The sequence below is a fragment of the Streptomyces sp. NBC_00459 genome (genome assembly GCF_036013955.1).
Taxonomy (GTDB): domain Bacteria; phylum Actinomycetota; class Actinomycetes; order Streptomycetales; family Streptomycetaceae; genus Streptomyces.
In genome coordinates, this window is the sequence record NZ_CP107903.1 from 9,027,010 (window position 1) to 9,045,632 (window position 18,623).

General features: G+C 72.3%; 10 protein-coding genes and 1 pseudogene. 2 read left to right on the top strand and 9 right to left on the bottom strand.

What is annotated here, in order from left to right; all coding sequences use genetic code 11:
* Nucleotides 1–204: 204 nt before the first annotated feature.
* The 4 genes from OHN74_RS39620 to OHN74_RS39635 all read right to left on the bottom strand — a co-directional run bounded on the left by OHN74_RS39620 (nucleotide 205) and on the right by OHN74_RS39635 (nucleotide 6,395).
* Complete coding sequence (locus OHN74_RS39620) at nucleotides 205–3,021, bottom strand: NHLP bacteriocin export ABC transporter permease/ATPase subunit (RefSeq protein WP_327699390.1); 2,817 nt, start codon at nucleotides 3,019–3,021, stop codon at nucleotides 205–207.
* Nucleotide 3,022: 1 nt separating this feature from the next.
* Entirely contained in the window at nucleotides 3,023–5,245 is a 2,223-nt protein-coding gene (locus OHN74_RS39625) for an NHLP family bacteriocin export ABC transporter peptidase/permease/ATPase subunit (RefSeq protein ID WP_327699391.1), read from the bottom strand.
* Nucleotides 5,242–6,048 (bottom strand): HlyD family efflux transporter periplasmic adaptor subunit, encoded by an 807-nt coding sequence (locus OHN74_RS39630; RefSeq protein WP_327699392.1) that lies wholly within the window; start codon nucleotides 6,046–6,048, stop codon nucleotides 5,242–5,244. The genes OHN74_RS39625 and OHN74_RS39630 overlap by 4 nt, the downstream gene beginning before the upstream one ends.
* Nucleotides 6,049–6,176: 128 nt before the next feature.
* On the bottom strand, nucleotides 6,177–6,395 hold the full coding sequence (locus tag OHN74_RS39635; protein WP_327699394.1) for a type A2 lantipeptide: 219 nt from the start codon (nucleotides 6,393–6,395) through the stop codon (nucleotides 6,177–6,179).
* A gap of 1,018 nt (nucleotides 6,396–7,413) precedes the next feature.
* Here OHN74_RS39635 and OHN74_RS39640 point away from each other — a divergent pair.
* Entirely contained in the window at nucleotides 7,414–8,844 is a 1,431-nt protein-coding gene (locus tag OHN74_RS39640; RefSeq protein WP_327699395.1) for a S1 family peptidase, read from the top strand.
* A gap of 288 nt (nucleotides 8,845–9,132) precedes the next feature.
* Here OHN74_RS39640 and OHN74_RS39645 read toward each other — a convergent pair whose 3' ends face one another.
* Nucleotides 9,133–11,283 (bottom strand): SpoIIE family protein phosphatase, encoded by a 2,151-nt coding sequence (locus OHN74_RS39645; protein ID WP_327699396.1) that lies wholly within the window; start codon nucleotides 11,281–11,283, stop codon nucleotides 9,133–9,135.
* Nucleotides 11,284–11,601: 318 nt separating this feature from the next.
* Between OHN74_RS39645 and OHN74_RS42995 the strand changes: the two genes are divergently transcribed.
* Nucleotides 11,602–12,216 carry a LuxR C-terminal-related transcriptional regulator gene (locus tag OHN74_RS42995; RefSeq protein ID WP_443060514.1) on the top strand — a complete coding sequence of 205 codons (615 nt, stop codon included), beginning with the start codon at nucleotides 11,602–11,604 and terminating at the stop codon, nucleotides 12,214–12,216.
* A gap of 288 nt (nucleotides 12,217–12,504) precedes the next feature.
* Here OHN74_RS42995 and OHN74_RS39655 read toward each other — a convergent pair.
* The 4 genes and pseudogenes from OHN74_RS39655 to lanKC all read right to left on the bottom strand — a co-directional run.
* Nucleotides 12,505–13,998, bottom strand: a pseudogene (locus tag OHN74_RS39655) (ATP-binding cassette domain-containing protein); the annotation flags it as partial.
* On the bottom strand, nucleotides 13,940–15,667 hold the full coding sequence (locus OHN74_RS39660) for an ABC transporter ATP-binding protein (protein ID WP_327699397.1): 1,728 nt from the start codon (nucleotides 15,665–15,667) through the stop codon (nucleotides 13,940–13,942). The pseudogene OHN74_RS39655 and the gene OHN74_RS39660, both read right to left, overlap by 59 nt.
* 87 nt (nucleotides 15,668–15,754) lie before the next feature.
* Nucleotides 15,755–15,871 carry a SapB/AmfS family lanthipeptide gene (locus OHN74_RS39665; protein ID WP_327699398.1) on the bottom strand — a complete coding sequence of 39 codons (117 nt, stop codon included), beginning with the start codon at nucleotides 15,869–15,871 and terminating at the stop codon, nucleotides 15,755–15,757.
* Nucleotides 15,872–15,931: 60 nt separating this feature from the next.
* Nucleotides 15,932–18,574: a class III lanthionine synthetase LanKC gene (lanKC, locus tag OHN74_RS39670; protein ID WP_327700425.1), complete on the bottom strand. Its 2,643-nt coding sequence runs from the start codon at nucleotides 18,572–18,574 to the stop codon at nucleotides 15,932–15,934.
* Nucleotides 18,575–18,623 lie beyond the last annotated feature (49 nt).

Below are 18,623 nucleotides of genomic sequence, written 5' to 3' on the forward strand. Positions count from 1 at the left end.
TGGCCCCTGCGGCGGGCGTTCGGCGCGAGAAGGTGTCACGGGCCCTCGACGACGAGCTCTGCGTCTGCGACGAGTCCGGCTCATACGGAGCGCTGTTCCACCCGTGAGCCCGGCGGTTCACGTCCGTCCCGCGGACCATGACGCCTCCCCGCCGGTCCCGGCGACCTCTGTCGTCCTTGCAGATGTCCCGGAGGGGCCTGCCGACTACGCCAGCTGCCTTCGCACCAGTTCGTGCAGCCGGCCGCCCGTGTCCGCGAGCAGTTGGGCCGGGGGGCCCTGCTGGGCGACCCTGCCGTCCTCCATCACGATCACCCGGTCCGCGTCCAGCACCGTCGACAGACGGTGGGCGATCACGATCCGGGTGGCGTTCAGGGCGCGGGTGCTCTCGATGACCGTGCGCTGCGTCTCGTTGTCCAGGGCGCTGGTCGCCTCGTCGAAGAAGAGGATGCGCGGCCTGCGGATCAGCGCCTGCGCGATCATCAGCCGCTGTCGCTGGCCGCCGGAGATCGCACCGCTGCCCTGAACGATGGTGTGCAGGCCCATCGGCATCCGCCTGATGTCCTCGGCCAGACCCGCCATCTCGGCGGCGGCCAGCGCCTCCTCCGGTGTGTAGGGCTCGGTGCCGCAGATGACGTCCAGGATCGAACCCGTCATCGGCTGGGCGTGCTGGAGCACCACCCCGCACTGGCGGCGTACGGCCGACTGGTCGAGCGCGCCCAGGTCCTGACCGTCGTACAGCACACTGCCCGAGACCGGTTTGTCGAAGCCGATCAGCAGGCGCAGCAGGGTCGACTTGCCGCAGCCGCTGGGGCCGACGATCGCCACGAACTCGCCCGCCCGCACCTGGAAGGACACGTCGTCCAGGACGAGCGGGCCGTCGTCCGCGTAGCGGAAGGAGAGCCGGCGGGCCTCGATCGCACCGGTCAGCACACCCGGCCGGGTGCTCGCGAGGCGTACTTCCGGGGTCGCCTCCAACACCGGCTTGATCTCCTCGTACAGCGGGAGCGCGGCCACGCCGGAGACGAAGGCGCCGGTCAGCTGGGTGACCGAGGTCAGGAGCATCGTCACCGAGGTGTTGAAGGTGAGGAAGGCCGACGCCGACATCTCGCCGCGCGCCGGACCCGCGAGCAGCATGAACATCACCAGGGTGCAGACCGGCAGGTACACCGCGCCCAGCACGGTCGTGAGGTTCTTGATGCGGCCGACCTTCTGCTGGAGCTCGCGGCTGCGCGCGAACTCGCCCGCCCAGGCCGCGTACGCGTAGTTCTCGGCCGCCGCGACCCGCAGTTTGGGCAGACCGCGCAGGGTCTGGAAGGCCTGGTTGTTCAGCTTGTTGGAGAGCACGATCAGGCGCCGCTGCCAGCGGACCTGCCATAGACCGAGCCCGAGGAACACGGTGGCGATCACCACGAGCATGCCGACCGCCGCCAGCGCCATCGGGACGCTGTACCAGAGGAGAAGGCCCAGGTTCATCGCCGCGACCGTGACCGACTGCGTGACGACCGGGGCGACTCCCGCCAGCAGCTTGCGGATCGCGCTGATGCCCATCGCCGCACTCGCCAGCTCACCGGTCGAGCGCTCGGTGAAGAACTTCGTCGGCAGGCGCAACAACCGGTCCCAGACGGCCGGTTGGAGCGTCGCCTCGATACGGCCCTCCATCCGGAGCAGGGTGAGGTTCTGCAGCAGCATGAAGGCCGCCGTCACCACACTGCTGATCATCACGGCCAGACAGAACTGCACGATCAGCGCGGTCTGCGCCTTCGGCACGAACTCGCCGAGCACCTTGCCGGTGGCGACGGGCACCAGCGCGCCGATGGCGATCGTCACCAGGCTGCTCAGCAGCAGGTTCACCACATCGCCCCGGCTGCCGCCCATGCTGAACCGGAGAAGTCGCAGCGGGGTCATTCCGCGTTCGGGCAGCGGGCGGTAGAACATCACCGCCCGCTCCTCGAACTCCGCCGCGTTCGCCTTCTCCACCGGTGTCTCGCGCCCCGACGAGGGGTGCACGGCCACATAGCCGCCGCGTCGCCACAGCAGCGCGACCGGGGCGCCCGACAGACTCCGGTGGCCGATCAGCGGGCCGACGTTGTCGTGCCACCAGCGCCCGTCGAGCCGGACGGCCCGGGTGCGGACCCGGGAGGCGAGAGCGATCCGTTCGACCGGGTCGAGCCGGTCGCTCTCGGTGCCGCTCTGCGCGGGCTCGGCGAGCGTGATCCCGGCAGCCTCGGCCACCAGCTTGCAGGCCGCGTACGTCGCGTCGGCGTCGGCGGCGGTCGTGCGCTTCGCCGACGGCCTGCCGATCGACGCCAGCAGCGTCCGGTCGGCCTGGGCACGGACGGCCTCACCCGCCTTGATACCGGCCGCCGTACGGGTCTCGTGGCTGCGTTCCAGCTGCTCGATCCACCGGTCGAGGGTGGCGAGCAGCCGGTACTGCTGGTCGACCATGCCCTGCCAGACCCCGGGGTCCATCAGCAGATCCGAGGCGGCCTCCGCCCCGTACAGCGACCCGTACTGGACGCTGCCCGGCGGGACCTGCATCCAGAACACGTCGTCGTCGGTCGGTGCGGCGGCCCGTTCCGAGGCCATCGGCGCCTGGAAGAGGATCGACAGGCCACGGCCGACGCCCAGGGCGAGGGCGTACTCCAGCGGGCTCGTCGCCGGGGGCACGTACTGGGCGTTGCCGTACTCGTCGTACGACCAGGTCTCCGTGCCCGGTGACTGATAGAGCTCGCGCAGGCCGATGCGGTGCACCACGCAGTCGCGCACCGGGCGGGCGACCAGCGTGTGGTCCGGTCCGGCGACCGGGCCGAGCAGCAGCGCGCCCGCCTCCAGCCGGCCGATGTGGTGCCACTGGCCCTGCTCCAACGCGTCCACCGCGTACAGGTCGAGCGCGCCCGACGCGACCAGCCACAGCACCTGCGGGCCTTCGAGATCGAGGCGGCCCTGGCCGGACAGGTCGAACCGCGTCCCCATCTGCCCGAGCGCGCTCAGGACGACATCACCGTCGTGGACCGTCGTCATCTCATCGCTCCCTGACCAGCTCGGCGTACGCCCCACCGGCTGCCACCAGGGCGTCGTGCCGCCCGCGTTCCACGATCGTGCCGTGCTGGAGCACGACGATCTCGTCGCTGTCGCGCACGGTGGAGAGCCGGTGCGCGATCACCACACAGGCGCAGCCGCGCTTGCGCAGGTTGTCGATCACCGTCTGCTCGGTCTCCGCGTCCAGTGCGCTGGTCACCTCGTCGAGGACGAGAATGCTCGGGTTGCGCACCAACGCCCGCGCGATCTCCAGACGTTGGCGCTGCCCGCCGGAGAAGTTCCGCCCGTCCTGCTCGACCCGGCTGTGGATCCCGCCCGGCCGACGCGTGATGACGTCGTACAGCGCCGCGTCCTCAAGGGCCGCCACCACCGACTCGTCCGGGATCGACGGATCCCACAGCGCCACGTTGTCGCGGACGCTGCCCTCGAAGAGGAACACGTCCTGGTCGACGAAGGAGACCGAGGCCGCCAACGCACCGCGCGGAATGTCCTCCAGGCGCTGCCCGTCGATACGGATGACGCCCTCCCAGGGCACGTACAGACCCGAAATCAGCCTGGAGACCGTCGACTTGCCGCTGCCGGAGCCACCCACCAGCGCCACCTGCCGACCCGGACCGACCGTCAGGTCGAAGCCCGACAGCAGCGGCTTGTCGAGCGGGCTGTAGCCGAAGGTGATGTCCTGGAGCTCGACGTGGCCGTGCAGCCGCCGCGTCGAGTCACCGCCGCCCGGGCGGGCGTACAGCGGATCCGCCTGGAAGTTCTCGACGTCCTTGAGACGCGCCACGTCCGCCGCGAAGTCCTGGATACGGCCCGCCACCCCGTTGAGGCGGGTCAGCGGCGCGGTGAAACGCGTGACCAGGGACTGGAACGCCACCAGCAGACCGACGGAGATACCGCCCTCGACGGCCCGCATCCCGCCGATCCACAGGATCAGCGCGCTGTTCAGCGTCGCCAGCGTCGGCGCCACCACCCCCAGCCAGGCGCTCGGCACCCCGAGCCGCTGCTGCTCCTCCAGCGTGGTCGCGTGCTGCCCGGCCCACTTGCGGAAGTAGCCCTCCTCGCCGCCGGTCGCCTTCATCGTCTCGATCAACTGGAGCCCGGAGTAGGCCGTGTTGGTCAACCGGGCGTTGTCCGCACGCAGTTTCGCGGTACGGGTCGCGCGCAACCGGATCACCACCCGCATGGCCACGATGTTGAGCAGCGCCACGCCGATGCCGACGGCCGTGAGCTGTGGGTCGTACGTGTAGAGGAGCACGGCGTACAGCACGACGACGATCGCGTCGACGCCCGCCGCCGCGAGGTCGCGGGCCAGTGTCTCGGACACCGCGTCGTTCGACTGGAGGCGCTGGACCAGGTCGGCCGGGCTGCGCTGGGAGAAGAAGGTGACCGGGAGGCGCAGCAGATGACGCAGGAAGCGCGCGCTGCTCAGGGTCGAGGAGATGATGCGGCCGTGCAGCAGGTTCGCCTGCTGCAGCCAGGTCAGCACGAGCGTCAGCGCCACGCACGCGCCCATCGACGCGAACAGCACCTCCAGCATCGACGTCTGACCGCCGATCAGGAACGTGTCGATGTAGGTGCGGCTGAGCGCGGGCATCGCGGCGCCCACCGCGACCAGCAGCAGACTCGCCAGGATCGCGGCGGGCATCGTGCCCGAAGTACCGCGCAGCCGGGCCGGCACGGCGCCCAGGACACCCGGCTTGCGTCCGCCCCGCTCGAAGTCGGGGCCGGGCTCCATGACGAGGACGACACCGGTGAAACTGGAGTCGAAGTCCTCCATCGGCACGAACCGGCGGCCCTTGCCGGGGTCGTTGATGTACACCCCGCGCCTGCCGAGGCGGCGCCCCATGCCGTCGAGGACGACGTAGTGGTTGAACTCCCAGAACAGGATCGCGGGCGCGTTCACCTCGGCGAGCGCGGCCGTGTCCATCTGCATGCCCTTGGCCGTCAGGCCGTAACTCCGGGCCGCCTTGAGGAGGTTGCTGGCGCGCGAGCCGTCCCGCGAGACACCGCAGGCGATGCGCAGCTCTTCGAGGGGGATGTGCCGCCCGTAGTGCCCGAGGACCATGGCGAGCGAGGCCGCGCCGCATTCCACGGCCTCCATCTGGAGAACCGTCGGGGTGCGTACGGACCTGCCGCTGCCCTTCGGAACCGTGCGGCGGGGCGGGGCCGAGCGGCGCTTGGCCCGGGAGTTCGGAGCGGCACTCACGGCAGCAGCCAATCGACGGGACGCTGGTCGGCCAGCCGGATCGAGCCCGAGGCCAGGGTCATGGAGGTGAGCGCGAACGGCGGCCCCTCGGCAGAGGACCACTTGTAACCGCTCTTCGTGGCCGACGACTTGTCCAGCTCCACCAGCACGGCGACCGGCCTGCCCTTCTTGGTGAACTGTTCGCCCAGCTGGCTGTCACCGAGGAACGCGCCGATCTGCTGCTCGGTCTGGGCGGCCCGGTCCACCGACTTCACATGGCCGCGCAGCACCCCGTACTGCTGGGTGGGCGCGGTCTGGACGGTCAGGTCGACGGCCGCGTTCGAGGGGATCGTGGCTGCGTTCTCGGCCGGGACGTACACCGTCGCGTACAGCGGGTCGCTCGCACGGGCGACCTTCTCGATGGCCGCGATGTTCGTGCCCGTGCCGACGATCTGGCCGATCGTGGCGGCGAGCGCGGTGAGCCGGCCCGCGGCGACCGAGCGGACGACCGACTCGCCGGAGGCCGTACGGACCTTCAGCACAGGGGCGTTGGCGGGCAGCCGGGCGCCCTCCTCGGCGAGGACCGCGGTGATCTGGCCGGATACGGGGCTCTGCAGGACGTAACTGCCCTCCCCGTGCGTGAGGATGGCTGGCGCGCTGACCGTCGAGGAGACGGATCCCGTCACCGCCCACACGGACGCGGCGGCCATGACGACGACCGTGACGGCGAGGACCAGCCAGCCCTGAGGGCGCGCGAAGCGCACCGGAAGGTCCAGCTCCTCGGCCGACTGGAGCTTGGCGAGGGCCTGTTGGCGGAACTGCACGGGACTTTCCCTCACCTGCGAGCGGATGAATACCGGCGGTGAACGAACCGCGTATCAGCGCAGCGCCCGGCACCCGAGAGTCCCGGAACCGGTGAACGGTTCCGGGACTCAGCGGCGCAAGGCGTCGATCAGAGACCGGCGACCAGGCCGGTGACCGCACCGGTGTTCAGGCCGGTGAGGCCCTCGACCGTGCCGGTGACCGTGCCGACCAGCGGGAGCGCGCCGGGGGCAACGCTGTCCACCAGGTTCGTGACGGTGCCGACGGCGTGCAGGGACAGACCGCCGGAGACGGCGTCGAGAGCGGCGTCCGACAGCTCGGCGGTCTCAACCTGGGGGGTGGAGTTCATGGGGGAACTTCCCTTCATATGGGGATTCACAAGGGGGGAGCGGCCCCCTCTGGGGGACAGACGACGGCCGCGACCGCAGGGCCACCCAGGCTCGTTTCCGGAACCTCAGCGGCCCCTGCGATGCGATGGATCAAAGCACGCCCGCACAGCGCGCTTCCAATCAACCAACCGCCTCACCAGGGCATTTGAGGCCCGCGGGCGCCACACCGTGAGGGTGTGCGCACGCCTTGGTGGCGACTTCTTCACATGCCTCACGGCTTCGGTGCAGCCCGTCCCTTGCGGCCGGGTGCACACGTCGGACAGGCGTACAAGGCGGAATCGGACACTCCGCCATCAATGGCGTGACGTGTGACGAGGGGATGTGCGGAACCGTCGCATGCGGTGACCTGACTGGGTATTCGATGTGCAGATTCCCTGAAGCCGGGATTCGTATCGGTTTGACCGACACAACGCCATGAGGCGATTACGGAAAGTGCCTTTCTGTGCATTTCCTGTGCCGGGTGGCGGTCTTGGAAGCGCCGGCGCCACCCTTGCGCGGGTCGCGACCACTGCCTCGATCAGGACATCGGATCCGGTCGCGGCGCACCGAGATGTTCTGGACCACTGGACCGCCGCCATGGGGTCGAAGTCTCCGCGCGCCACCGGCGTCGCGATCACGGTCGAGGTGTCGGCGGCGGCCGTCAGGGCCTGCCCCGGCGCTGCGTCGACCAGGGTGTTCGCGGCAATGCGCGGTGCTCGCAGGGCTCCGCCGCCGACAGGTCGGGACCGGGCGTCCGGGGCGCGGAGCCGGCGGAAGGATCCTGTCCGCTTCAGTGGGCGTCATCGGTATATGGGTGGTTGTTCCCGGCAGCGGTTGGTCAGGCCCGCGCAATGACCGATTCGCTTTTTCGCAAAGGGAGTTGGCAAATAATTTGAACGCCCCGAGCAACCCGTCCGTACCTACAGCCATCCAGGCGCCCCAGTCGGTCGCCGATGAACGATCGGCGGCTAAGACCCCGCCCCGCAGGAGGTCAAGAAGTTGAGTCACAAGCGAGTTCCGAAGCGTAAGGCCGCGATAGCGGTGGGCAGTGTCGCGGCGATCGGAGCGGCGGCCCTGCTGCTGCCCAACGCCATGGCGTCCCAGACCGACGCTGCGGACACCGCGGCTCCGAAGACCTTGAAGGCGACGGATGCCTCGGATCTGGCCTCGCAGCTGCAGCAGTTGCTCGGGGATGCCTTCGCGGGCTCCTACTACGACGCCGACAAGCAGCAGCTGATCATCAACGTCGTAGAGGGCGACAACAACAACGTCGTCGTCCAGGCCAAAAAGGCCGGTGCCGCTGTTCGCGAGGTCGACAACAGCATCGCCGAGCTGAAGGCCGGCGCGCAGACGCTGAAGACGAAGGCGACGATCCCGGGCACGGCCTGGGCCCTGGACCCCCGCACCAACAAGATCCAGGTCACCGCCGACAGCACGGTCACGGGCGCCAACTGGAACACGATCGAGTCGACCGTCAAGAGCCTCGGCTCGGGCATGGCGACCATCAAGAAGACCGAGGGCACCTTCAAGACGTTCGTGGAGGGCGGCGACGCCATCTTCGCCGGCGGCGCCCGCTGCTCCCTCGGCTTCAACGTGGTGACCGGAGACGGCACGCCCGGCTTCCTGACCGCCGGTCACTGCGGTGTGGCCGCGGCCGAGTGGTCGGACTCGGAGACCGGCGAGCCCATCGCCACGGTCGAGGCGGCCACCTTCCCGGGCGACGGTGACTTCGCACTCGTGAAGTACAACGACCCGGCGACCGTGGCGGCCAGCACCGTCGACGTCGGCAACGGCCAGACCGTCGACATCCTCCAGGCGGCCGAGGCCGCGGTCGGCCAGCAGGTCTTCCGCATGGGCTCCACGACGGGCCTCAACGACGGCGAGGTCACCGGCCTCGACGCCACCGTGAACTACCCCGAGGGCACGGTCACCGGCCTCATCCAGACCAACGTCTGCGCGGAGCCCGGCGACAGCGGCGGCTCGCTGTTCACGCAGGACGGCGGCGCGATCGGCCTGACCTCCGGCGGCAGCGGTGACTGCACGGTCGGCGGGGAGACCTTCTTCCAGCCGGTCACCACGGCCCTGGCGGCCGTCGGCGCGACCCTCGGAGCGGGCGACGCGGGCGCGGGCGCCGGTGAAGAGGCCGGCGCGGGCGAGGAAGCGGGCGCCGGTGAAGAGGCCGGTGCCGGTGAGGAAGCCGGTGCGGGCGAAGAGGCCGGACTCGGTGAAGAGGTCGGCGCCGGCGATGAGGCCGGCGCGGGCCAGGAAGCCGGTGCTGGTGAAGAGGCCGGTGCCGGTGAGGAAGCCGGTGCGGGCGAAGAGGCCGGACTCGGTGAAGAGGTCGGCGGCGACGAACTCGGCGGCGTCGACGACCAGACCGGCAACGGCGCGGACGACGGCACCGGCCTGGGGAACAACGAGAACCACTGACCGGCCGCACCAGTAGTCCCGGCCGCCACTGACACGGTCCGGCCCTCCGGCGGGAGGGCCGGACCGTTCCGCGTGCGCGGCGCCGCTCGACCCGTGGGAGGGCACTGCGCCCCCGGCGAGGGTGCCCCTGCCGGGCGGTGGCCGTCGGTTCTGCGCGCGGCTCCGTTCGGCGGAGCGGGCCGCGGGTGGCGGCCCCGCCGCCGCATGTGTGCCCGGCCACGCGTCGTCGGCTCGATCCGCCGGAGGGCCCTGGGCCACCGGCACGGGCGCTCTCTTGTCCGACGGCCGTCAGTCCTCCACCCGCGCCCTCAACAGCAGCAGCGCGATGTCGTCCACCCGCTCCGTCACCCCCGCGCCGAACTCGACCAGCCCGTCGGCCAGTTCGTCCAGCGGCCGGTCCCCGGTCTCCGCGAGCCGACGGCCGAGGGCGGTCAGTGTCTCGTCGATGTCGACGCCCGGGGACTCGATCAGCCCGTCGGTGTACAGGGCGAGGACACAGCCCGGCGGCAGTTCGACCTCGGTCGTCGGGTACGTGGCCGAGGCGTCGATCCCCAGCAGGGGACCCCCGGCCAGGTCCAGCACCCGCACGCGGCCGTCCGGGTGCCTCAGCAGCGGCTGCGGATGCCCCGCACGGGCCATCACGGCCCGGCCGGTGCCCGGATCGAGCCGCAGATACAGACAGCTCGCGAACAACTCGGTGCCGAGGTCGATCAAGAGCCTGTTGGTGCTGCTCATGACCTCCTGGGGCGCCTGACCGACGGTCGTGTACGCCCGTACGGCCGTACGGATCTGGCCCATCAGGCCGGCCGCCGTCACGTTGTGTCCCTGGACGTCCCCGATCACCGCCGAGGCCCGTCCGTGCGACCACACCAGGTCGTAGAAGTCGCCGCCGATGTCCATGCCCTGGGTGGCGGGCAGATAGCGCGCGGCGGACTCGAAGCCGGGCAGCGACGGCAGGGAACTCGGCAGCAGGGCGGCCTGGAGGCCGTGCGCGACCCGGTGCTTGGCGTCGTACAGTATGGCCCGCTCCAGAGCCTGGGCGATCAGACCGCCGAGACTGGTCAGGACGGCGCGCTCATCGGCGGGGAACGCGTGCTGTTCGGCATAGCCCAGCACACAGGTGCCCACCGGACGTCCGGACGCGATCAGCGGGAGAAACGCCCAGGCCGCCGTCGGACCGGACATCTCCCGCACCGCCGGATACGCCCGCTCCACCTCCCCCCGGGACTCGAAGAAGGCGGGCACACCGGTGCTGAGGACCTGGTTCCCCGGGGTCGGCGCGGTCCGAGGCAACCCGTCGAACCGCTCCACCAGCTCCGGGTCGGCGTACCCGCGATGCCCCACCACCCGCATCCGCCCGCTCTGCGAGCCCAGCAGCACCAGCGTCTGACAGCCGGCCGCCGGCATGATCTCGTCCGCGACCAGCTGGATGACGTCCTGGACACTCGCCGCCTCGGTGAGGGCACCCGCCAGGGACAGCACCTGCGAGATCGTGACCAGGCTGGACGGCCCGCCCGGCCTTCGCCCCGCCCGGTCCAGCTCGGTCACCGCCCGCGCCCGGGTGATACGGACGCTCAGCCCGGTCGCGCTCGGATACAGCCGGAACGACAACCAGTCGCCGGGCGGGCGCAGCGCCACGAACGAGGTGACGTGCAGGCTGAACAGCGCGGCGCGGTAGCGGTCCTCGTACACCGGATCGTCGAGCCAGGGCACCGACACCCACAGCTGGGTGCCCAGCAGAGCGTCCGCGGGGACACCCAGCAGGTCAGCGGCGGCCGCGTTGACGAAACGGACCCGACCGTGCAGGTCCAACGAGCACAGCCCGTACGGCAGCCGTGCCACCATGCGAGCCGCCTCGACCGTGCCCAGGGGGTCGGCCGTGGGCGCCTCGGGCGAGATGGGAAGCAGATCCGCCTCGGGCCGCAGCTGACGGTGCTCGGCCGCGGCGCGCTCCAGACGCAGCGCCAGCCGGTCGCAGGCAGTGCTGAGCTGTGTCCGCTCACGGTCGGACAACTCCGGCGGATGCGAACCGGGCCAGGTCACGAAGACCGACCCGTACACCGTCGAGGCGGTCGCCACCGGTACGGCGGCCAGCGCGAAGGGGTAGGGCAGCACGACGGCGACCCGTGGATACCGCCGCGCCATGTCCTCGTCGCCGCCCACCCACACGAATCGCCGCTCGCGCGCCGCCTCGGCGACCGGAACGGGCGAGCTGATCCCGACCCGCTCCCAGGGCGCCGCGAACGCCCGGGGCAGCCCCGCCATGACGGCCATCTCCAGTACCGACCCGCCGGGGGCCAGCAGATACACCCCGCCCGCGAGGGCCCGGACGTCCTCCATCATCCCCGCGAGCGCCAGCGACAGCAGCGGCTTCCCGAACGCGGCCGAGCGGGCGTCCGCCGCCGGCCGTCCGCGCGCGGAGGCCCGTCCATCGGCCATCGGGACCACCTCCTCGCCGGGCCGGGTACTTCCGACTCAAGGCTCTGTCCACTCGGCCCGTCGCGCACGGCGAGCGGGCTCCGGCACACTCCGCGCCGCGGTACCCGGGCAAGGAGGAACTCCGCTCGATACCCCCTCGGTCCCGGCTCGTACCCCTGCGGTGGGCGCACAGGTCCGGCGTGCAAGCCCCGGGTGTGCGCCCCTGCGCACCCTGTTGGCCAGTTCTGCACGCCCGGGAGCCGCCACAAGAGGCGAGAGCCGAAAAGAGGGCACACGCGACAGCGGTGGACCCGGACCGGGGCGAGTGAAGGAGCGGCAGTGATCGGAGTGCTTCTGGTGCACGACGCGTGTCTGGTGCGATCGGTCCTGGCGGAGTGGCTGGGCAGAGAGCCCGACCTCAGGGTGTCCGACGCCTCCTGGCCCAGTGCCGCGGGCAGCGTGCGGTCGCTGCGGCCCGATGTCTGCGCGGCCGACCTGGAGAGCCTGGACTCCTACGGCTCACCTCCGCTGGGCGAGTTACGGGGCCTCGGGACGGTCACGCCCGCCCCGCGCCTGCTGGTGCTGGCCAGCGCCGCCAGGCCGGGGCTGCTGAAGCGGGCGGCGGAGGCGGGCACGCTGGGCTATGTCGACAAGGACAGGGAGGGTGCGCCGGAACGGCTGGTGTCCGCCATCCGGAAAGTCGCCGCGGGGAAACGTTTCGTCGACGACTCGCTGGGCTTCGGCTTCCTCAGAGCCACGCAGATTCCGCTCACCCCGCGTGAGCTGAGCGTCCTGTCACTCGCCGCGGAGGGGTCGTCCGTCGCGGAGATCGCCGGCAGCCTGCACCTGTCCCATGGGACCGTGCGCAACTACATGGCGGCCATCACCCGCAAGACCGGAGCCCGCAACCGTGTCGACGCCATCCGTATCTCGCAGGGCGAGGGCTGGCTGTGACGGCCTCGAAGGCTCCGCCGACCAGCTGCCCACCAGGTCGCGGTAGAGGGACGAGCGCTCAAGCAGTTCGTCGTGCGTCCCGTACGCGCACCGCCGGCCGTCCATGACGAGGACACGGTCCGCGCGGCGCGCCGAGGCGATCCGGTGCGCGACCACGACCAGGGTGGTGCCGGCCCGGGAGGCGAAGGCCCGCTCGGCGCGTTCCTCCGCCTCCGGGTCCAGATGACAGGTCGCCTCGTCGAGGAGCGCCACACAGGCGTACGAGAGCCAGGCCCGCGTCAGCGCGATCAGCTGGCGTTCACCGGCCGACAGCGCGGCCGGGTCGACCCGGCCCCCGGGTCCGCCGTGCCGGGCGAGGAGCGGGGCGAGCCCGACCGCCTCGGCGGCGGCCAGCAGTTCGGACTCGGGCACGGGGTCCGGCCGCAGACAGCCGAGGTTCTCGGCGAACGTCCCGCTGAACACGTACGCCTCCTGGGGTATGACGACCCGGTGCGCGCGGGCGGTGTCACCGGGCACCGGATGCCCGCACAGCCGGATCGCGCCGTACCGGGGTTCGAGAAGACCGGCGGCCAGGGAGACGAGGGTGGACTTGCCGATGCCGCTGGGGCCCACGACGGCGAGCCGTACGCCCGGGGGCAGGCTGAGGGCGAGGCCCTCGACGACAGGGGCGCAGGTGGGGCCGTACGCGAAGGTGAGGCCGGAGACGGTGAGGGCGGGCGCCCTCTCGGGGGTGTGGCCGGGGCGGGGGTCAGGACCGGTGCCGCCGGCCGCCGCCGGACCGGCCGGTACCAGGCGGCGCAGGACGACCGCGAGCCGGGAGCCGCTCGTGCCCATGCCGTGGACCAGGTTCTGGAGGGCGGGCAGCAGGGACTGGGTGACATAGGCGAGCGCGCCGACCAGCGCACCGGGAGTCACACCGCTGCGCAGCAGCCAGGGCGCGGTGACGAGCAGCAGGACGACGGGGAGCTGTCCGCCGACGGCGATCGACGCCACGCGCGGCACCCCCCAGCGGGCCAGTGAGACGGCCGCCCGCAGCTCGGCCTCGACGCGTTCGCCGACGTCGGCCGCCACCCGCACCTCCGCACCTCCCGCGGTCACGTCCCGCAGCCCCGCGCAGACGTCCCCGAACCGGTCCGCGAGGCGTTCGTCGGCGACGAGGAACGCCTCCTGGCGGTGGGCGAGCGGGCGCATGCTCGCCGCGAAGAGACCCACGCCGACGACCAGCGGGGGCACGACCACCAGCAGCAGGGGCGGCGCCAGCGAGCCCAGCCCGATCAGTGCGCCCGCGGCAGTGAAGACGAAGGAACGGGACACCATCACCACCCCGGCGAAGGTGTCCCGGGCGATCTCCACCTGCTGGGTCAGCGCGGAGAGCGACCCGCCCTGCGCCTCCCGCACCCCGCGCGCCACCACCCGCTCCACCAGCCGGTCCCGCAACGGTTCGACGAGCTCGGCGACCGCCCCGTACACCCGCCCGGTGCCGTACGCCCCGACAGCGACCGCGAGCGCGGCGACCCCGAGCCACCCGAGTCCGACGCCCGTCCGGCCGCGCAGGAACCCCTCGTCGAGGGCGCGGGCGAGCGCGTACCCCATGAGGAAGGTCTGCGCGGTCTCCAGCACGGACCACAGCACGAGCCGCCCCACGACCCGCCGCTGCTGGCGCAGAAACCGCACTCCACGCGCGCGCAGACCGTCACTTCCGGCCGGCCGTTGCCGGGCGGGCTCATCCTTCGGCACTCGCGAACACCTCCCGGTAGGCCCTCTCACGCCAAAGCTGGGCATGCGCGGCGACCGCCCGCACCCGCCCCCCGTCCAGCCAGGCCACCGTGTCCGCGCGGGCCGCCGTGGAGACCCGGTGGGCGACGATCACCCGGGTCCCGCCGGGGGAGTGGTGCAGCAGGGCGTCGACGACCTGGTGTTCGGTGACCGTGTCGAGGCTGGAGAGCGCGTCGTCGAGGACGAGCAGTCTGCTGTCGCGGGCCAGCACCCGGGCGAGGCCGAGGCGCTGCCGCTCGCCCCCGGAGAGGGGCGCGTCCCGGCAGGGGGTGGCGTAGCCGTGGGGCAGCCGGCGTACGAACGTGTCGGCGCGGGCGGCCGCGGCGCCGGCCCTGATCCGGTCCGGCGGAGCCGCCCGGACGCCGAAGCCGATCGTGTCCGCGACGGTGCCGCCCAGCAGCGCGGGCCGCTCGAAGGCGTAACCGATCGCTCGGCGCAGCTCGTCGTGGTCCAGCTCGGGCAGCGGTACGCCGTCCAGGAGCACGGTTCCGTCGTCGGGATCGGCCAGGCGCCCGGCGAGCGCCGCGAGGAGGGACTTGCCCGCGCCGGAGCGCCCGACCACGGCGAGTGTGCTGCCCCCGGGCACGACCAGGTCGACGCCGTCCAGGAGCGTACGGCCGCCGCGCCGGGCGGTGACCCCGCGCAGCTCCAGCCGGCCCCGCCCCGGAGGCAGCCGGCGGCTCCCGTACGGCGTCACCGGCTCGGCCAGCACCTCACCGAGGCGGCGGGCCGACGCGCGGGCCCGGACCAGCCCGGACAACTGTCCGACGAGGACGCCCACCCCGGCCGCCAGGACGGCGTACCGCGAGGCGGCGAGCATCTCGCCCACCGTCAGCCGGCCCCGGACCAGCAGGACACCCGCCATGGCCACGACCCCGAGTTGCAGCGACGGGGCCAGGGTGACCGCCCGGGCCGCCGCGCGTCCCTGGACGTGCCACATGCGGCGTCCCGCGCGGGCGAGCTCGGGCAGCGGCCGCAGGGCCCTGGCCACCTCGCGGTCAGCCGTACCGCACGCGGCGATGGTGCGGGACCCGCCGATCGCCTCCGCGAGCCCGCTCGCGATCCGCCCCTGGGCTTGCTGGTATTCGGCCACACACCGTGACGAGTCCTGGGTGAAGGTGCGCAGCAGCAGGGCCAGCAGGGGCGCTCCGGCGAGGAACACCGCCGCCAGCCACGGGTCGAGCAAGCCGAGAGCCACCACCGCTCCTACCGGTGCGGCGAGCGCGGCCAGCAGCGCGGCGAGGGAGGCGGGCGCGGTCCCGGCCTGTGCGGCGTTGCCGACCAGCCGGGCCACCAGTTCGCCGGACCCGAAACGCTCCCCGGCCCGTGGCCCCGCGGCGAGCAGATGCCCGGTCAGCCGGTGCCGCAGCCATGCCGTGGCGCGGGCGCTCGTGGCCCCGCTCAGCACGGTCTCGACCGCGTCGAGGACGGCGAGCAGCAGGACGATTCCGGCGCACCACAGGACCCAGCGCATGGCGCCGGTACCGTCCGGGTGCGTCAGCAGCACGTCGACAGCCCGCCCCAGGGTCAGGGGCAGGGCCAGGCCCAGAGCCGTCGAGACCGTGGCGACCAGGAACAGGACCGCCCAGCGTGCCCCGGTGCGGCGCACGGTCGCGCGCAGCGGGGAGGCGAGGTCTTCGGCCGTGGCCGGCCGGTCATGGGTGGTTGTCGTCATCGGGTGGACCCTCCGACGGGGGATGACGGACCGCCGGGCGGCCCTCCCACGAGGGGAGAGACCGCCCGGCGCCCCTGCCGGAGGTGCTCAGAGACAGAGGGTGACGCTGGCCGCGCTGACGCACGACAGCAGGCTGAGCGTGCTGTTGCCGCCTGTGGCGGCGGCCTCGTCGGACTCCATCGTCTGCAGGTCGAGAAGTGCCATGTCGATTCCTTTCGTCGGTCCCGGTGGGTTCCGGGTTCTTCCCGTGGGGACGGGTTCGCGTCACGACTCCTGATGCGGAGCCGCGTCTTGGGGCCGCCGTGGCGGCGGGAGGAAGGGCAGCGCGGCGGGGGCCGTCCCGTCGAGGGCCGCACCGAGCGCGAGCAGACAGCCCGCGGTGCCGGTGCCCAGGTCCATGGAGAGCCGCATCATCTGGTGCCCGGGGAAGGCCAGTTGGCCCTGGTACGACATCGCGTACCAGCCGAGCCCCGCGATCTGTTCCCGCTGCCGCGCCTCGGGGGCGCCGGCGCGGGCGAGGTGCAGGACCATGCCGGCCCTGCCCTGGAACAGACCGGGCTGTGCGTAGAAGCGGGAGGCGGCGGAGGTCAGGATCCGGTCCCGGGCCTTCTCGAACCCCTCGCGCCCGTCGGGGTGGGTGCGGGAGCGCCCTTCGGAGGCACTGAGCGCCAGGTGGTCGTCGAGGACCAGGCCGATCCCCACACTGCCCTCCGCGAGGTAGGGCATGGTCCGCCGGCCCTCGTCGACCTCCAGGCCGCCGCCCCGCTGTACCACGCAGCAGTCCAGGTCCCGGCGCAGTGCCGTTCCGGCCGCGTCGAGCAGCGCGGGGTCACCTGTCGCCTCGTACTGCCGGAGGAACAGCAGCGCGGGCCCGCTCGCGCCCCGCAGCAGCCCGGCGCGGCGCTTGGGCGGGTCCGGGAGCGGCTCGTCCAGGCGGCTCACCAGGATGTCCGTGACGTCCTGGGCCCGCCGGGCGAACTCCGTCTCCCCGGTCGTGCGCGCCAGCCCGCCGAGGACCAGACCCAGCCCGGCGAGGCCGCCGCGCAGGTCCGAGGAGAGCTTGTGCCACTTCTCCCGGAGGACGGTGTCGATCAGGTCCAGCGCACGCGCGCGGTGCCCGAGCAGTTCCAGGACATGGGCGACGCCTGCGAGACCGTCGTACAGACCCAGCGGTGTGCCCACCGGCACCGGGTCGGTGTGCGCCAGCAGCCAGCGTTCACCCTCCTCGTACCGCTCCGCGCCCGCCTGGGACAGCGCGTACAGCACCCCGGCCGCGCCGTGCGCGATCCCGAGTCCGCCGCCGTCGGAGAACTGGGTGATGTCTCCGGGGAAGAGCCGGTCGTCACGTTCGGGAGTGGCGGAGGCGAGAATCGCCTTCACCATCGAGTCACGGCTGTGCGGCCAGTCGCCGGGCTCGACGGGAGCCGCCGGCGGTGAGGGTACGGGGCGGACGGCTCCGGGCGCGGACACGTCACGGGTGATCTCGGCGACCGCCTGGGCGAGAAACTCCTCCGGTACGTCCGGGAACTGGCCGGCGATCACCTCGGCCAGATGGGCGGCCTTGCCGCGGTCCACCACGAACAGGGTGGTCAGGGGCATGAAGAGGGCGAGCCGCAGACACGCCAGCGCGTACCGGTCGACGTCGGGGCCCCTGCGGTCGGGCGGGGCGAAGAACCCGGGGTGGGCCACGACCTGGCGGCCCTGTTCCCCGGTCGGTGCCGCCGCCTCGAAGTCGACCAGGGACACCGACTCCTCGTCGGGCGCGACCATGATGTTGAAGATGTGCAGGTCGTTGAAGACGATCCCGCGCGCGTGCACCGCCTCGACGGTCTCCTCGACCGCGCGGTGGATGCGCAGCGCCCACCGTGTGTACGAGGCAACCGCCTCCGGGTCGGGTTGGTGGGTGAGCAGCGGATGGCGCTCGGCGAAGAAGGAGTTGAGGGGGCGCCCCTCGATGAAGTCCATGACGAGGAAGCGGTGGTCCCCGAGTGTGAACCAGTCACGCACCTCCGGCACCGTCCCGAGCCCCGACACCTGCTCCAGAGCCGAGCGCTCGCGCTCCAGCCGGGTGATCGCGTCCGCGCCGTCGGCCGCGAGACCCGCGTGCGGTCGCCCTTCCTTCAGGACGACCCGGCGCCCGTCACGCGTGTCGGTTCCGACGTACACACCGCCGCCGTTGGAGAAGTGCAGGGCCTTCTCGATGCGGTACGGCAGGTCGGTGACCGTCGTGGCGTTGCGAGCCGCGAGCTGGGCCTCCAGGAACCCGGGCAGCCGCACCCACTCCGGGACCTGGAAGGAGGGCGCGCGCCGGTCCGGCACCAGTCGCCCCTCGCCGTCCCGGACAGCGGGTACGAGCGAGCCGCGCTCGTCGACCACGAAGGAGCGGGCGAACGCCCCGTAACGGACGTACAGCGGACCCCGGTGCCAGCGCAGATCGGTGAGGATGTACGGCCCTTCGCAGCCCTCCAGCAGCGCGCCCAGCTCCCTCAGCACCTGGTGCAGGACGTCCTCGTCGGCCGGATAGACCGTCACGAACTTCCCGCTGCCGTCCCGGCCCGCGTACTTGGTGTTCCGCAGATGCAGCAGATGGGGTCCCGGCAGGAACTTGAACGGGATGCCGCGCGGCACGCAGTAGTCCCACACCGCCGCGGCGATCCGCTCCGCGTTCGCCCGGGTGGCGGACGCGTGCACCTTCCAGCCCTGTGCGGGTCCGGGCAGCGGGTCGCCCTCGGGACCGAGCGGCGTCATCGCCAGCCAGTCGCCGATCCGCCCCGCACGCCAGCCCTCCGGCACCGCACGGGTCGCCGTCTCGAACAGGGGAGAGGCCTTGCCCGCTGCGGACAACCGGTCCGGCGTCTCGTAGAAGTGCTGGTCGGCGAGTGCGTACACCTCGTACCGCTGGTCCATGCCCAACTCCTCGATGGCTTGCACCGAGCCTTCCAGTCCGTGGACGGCG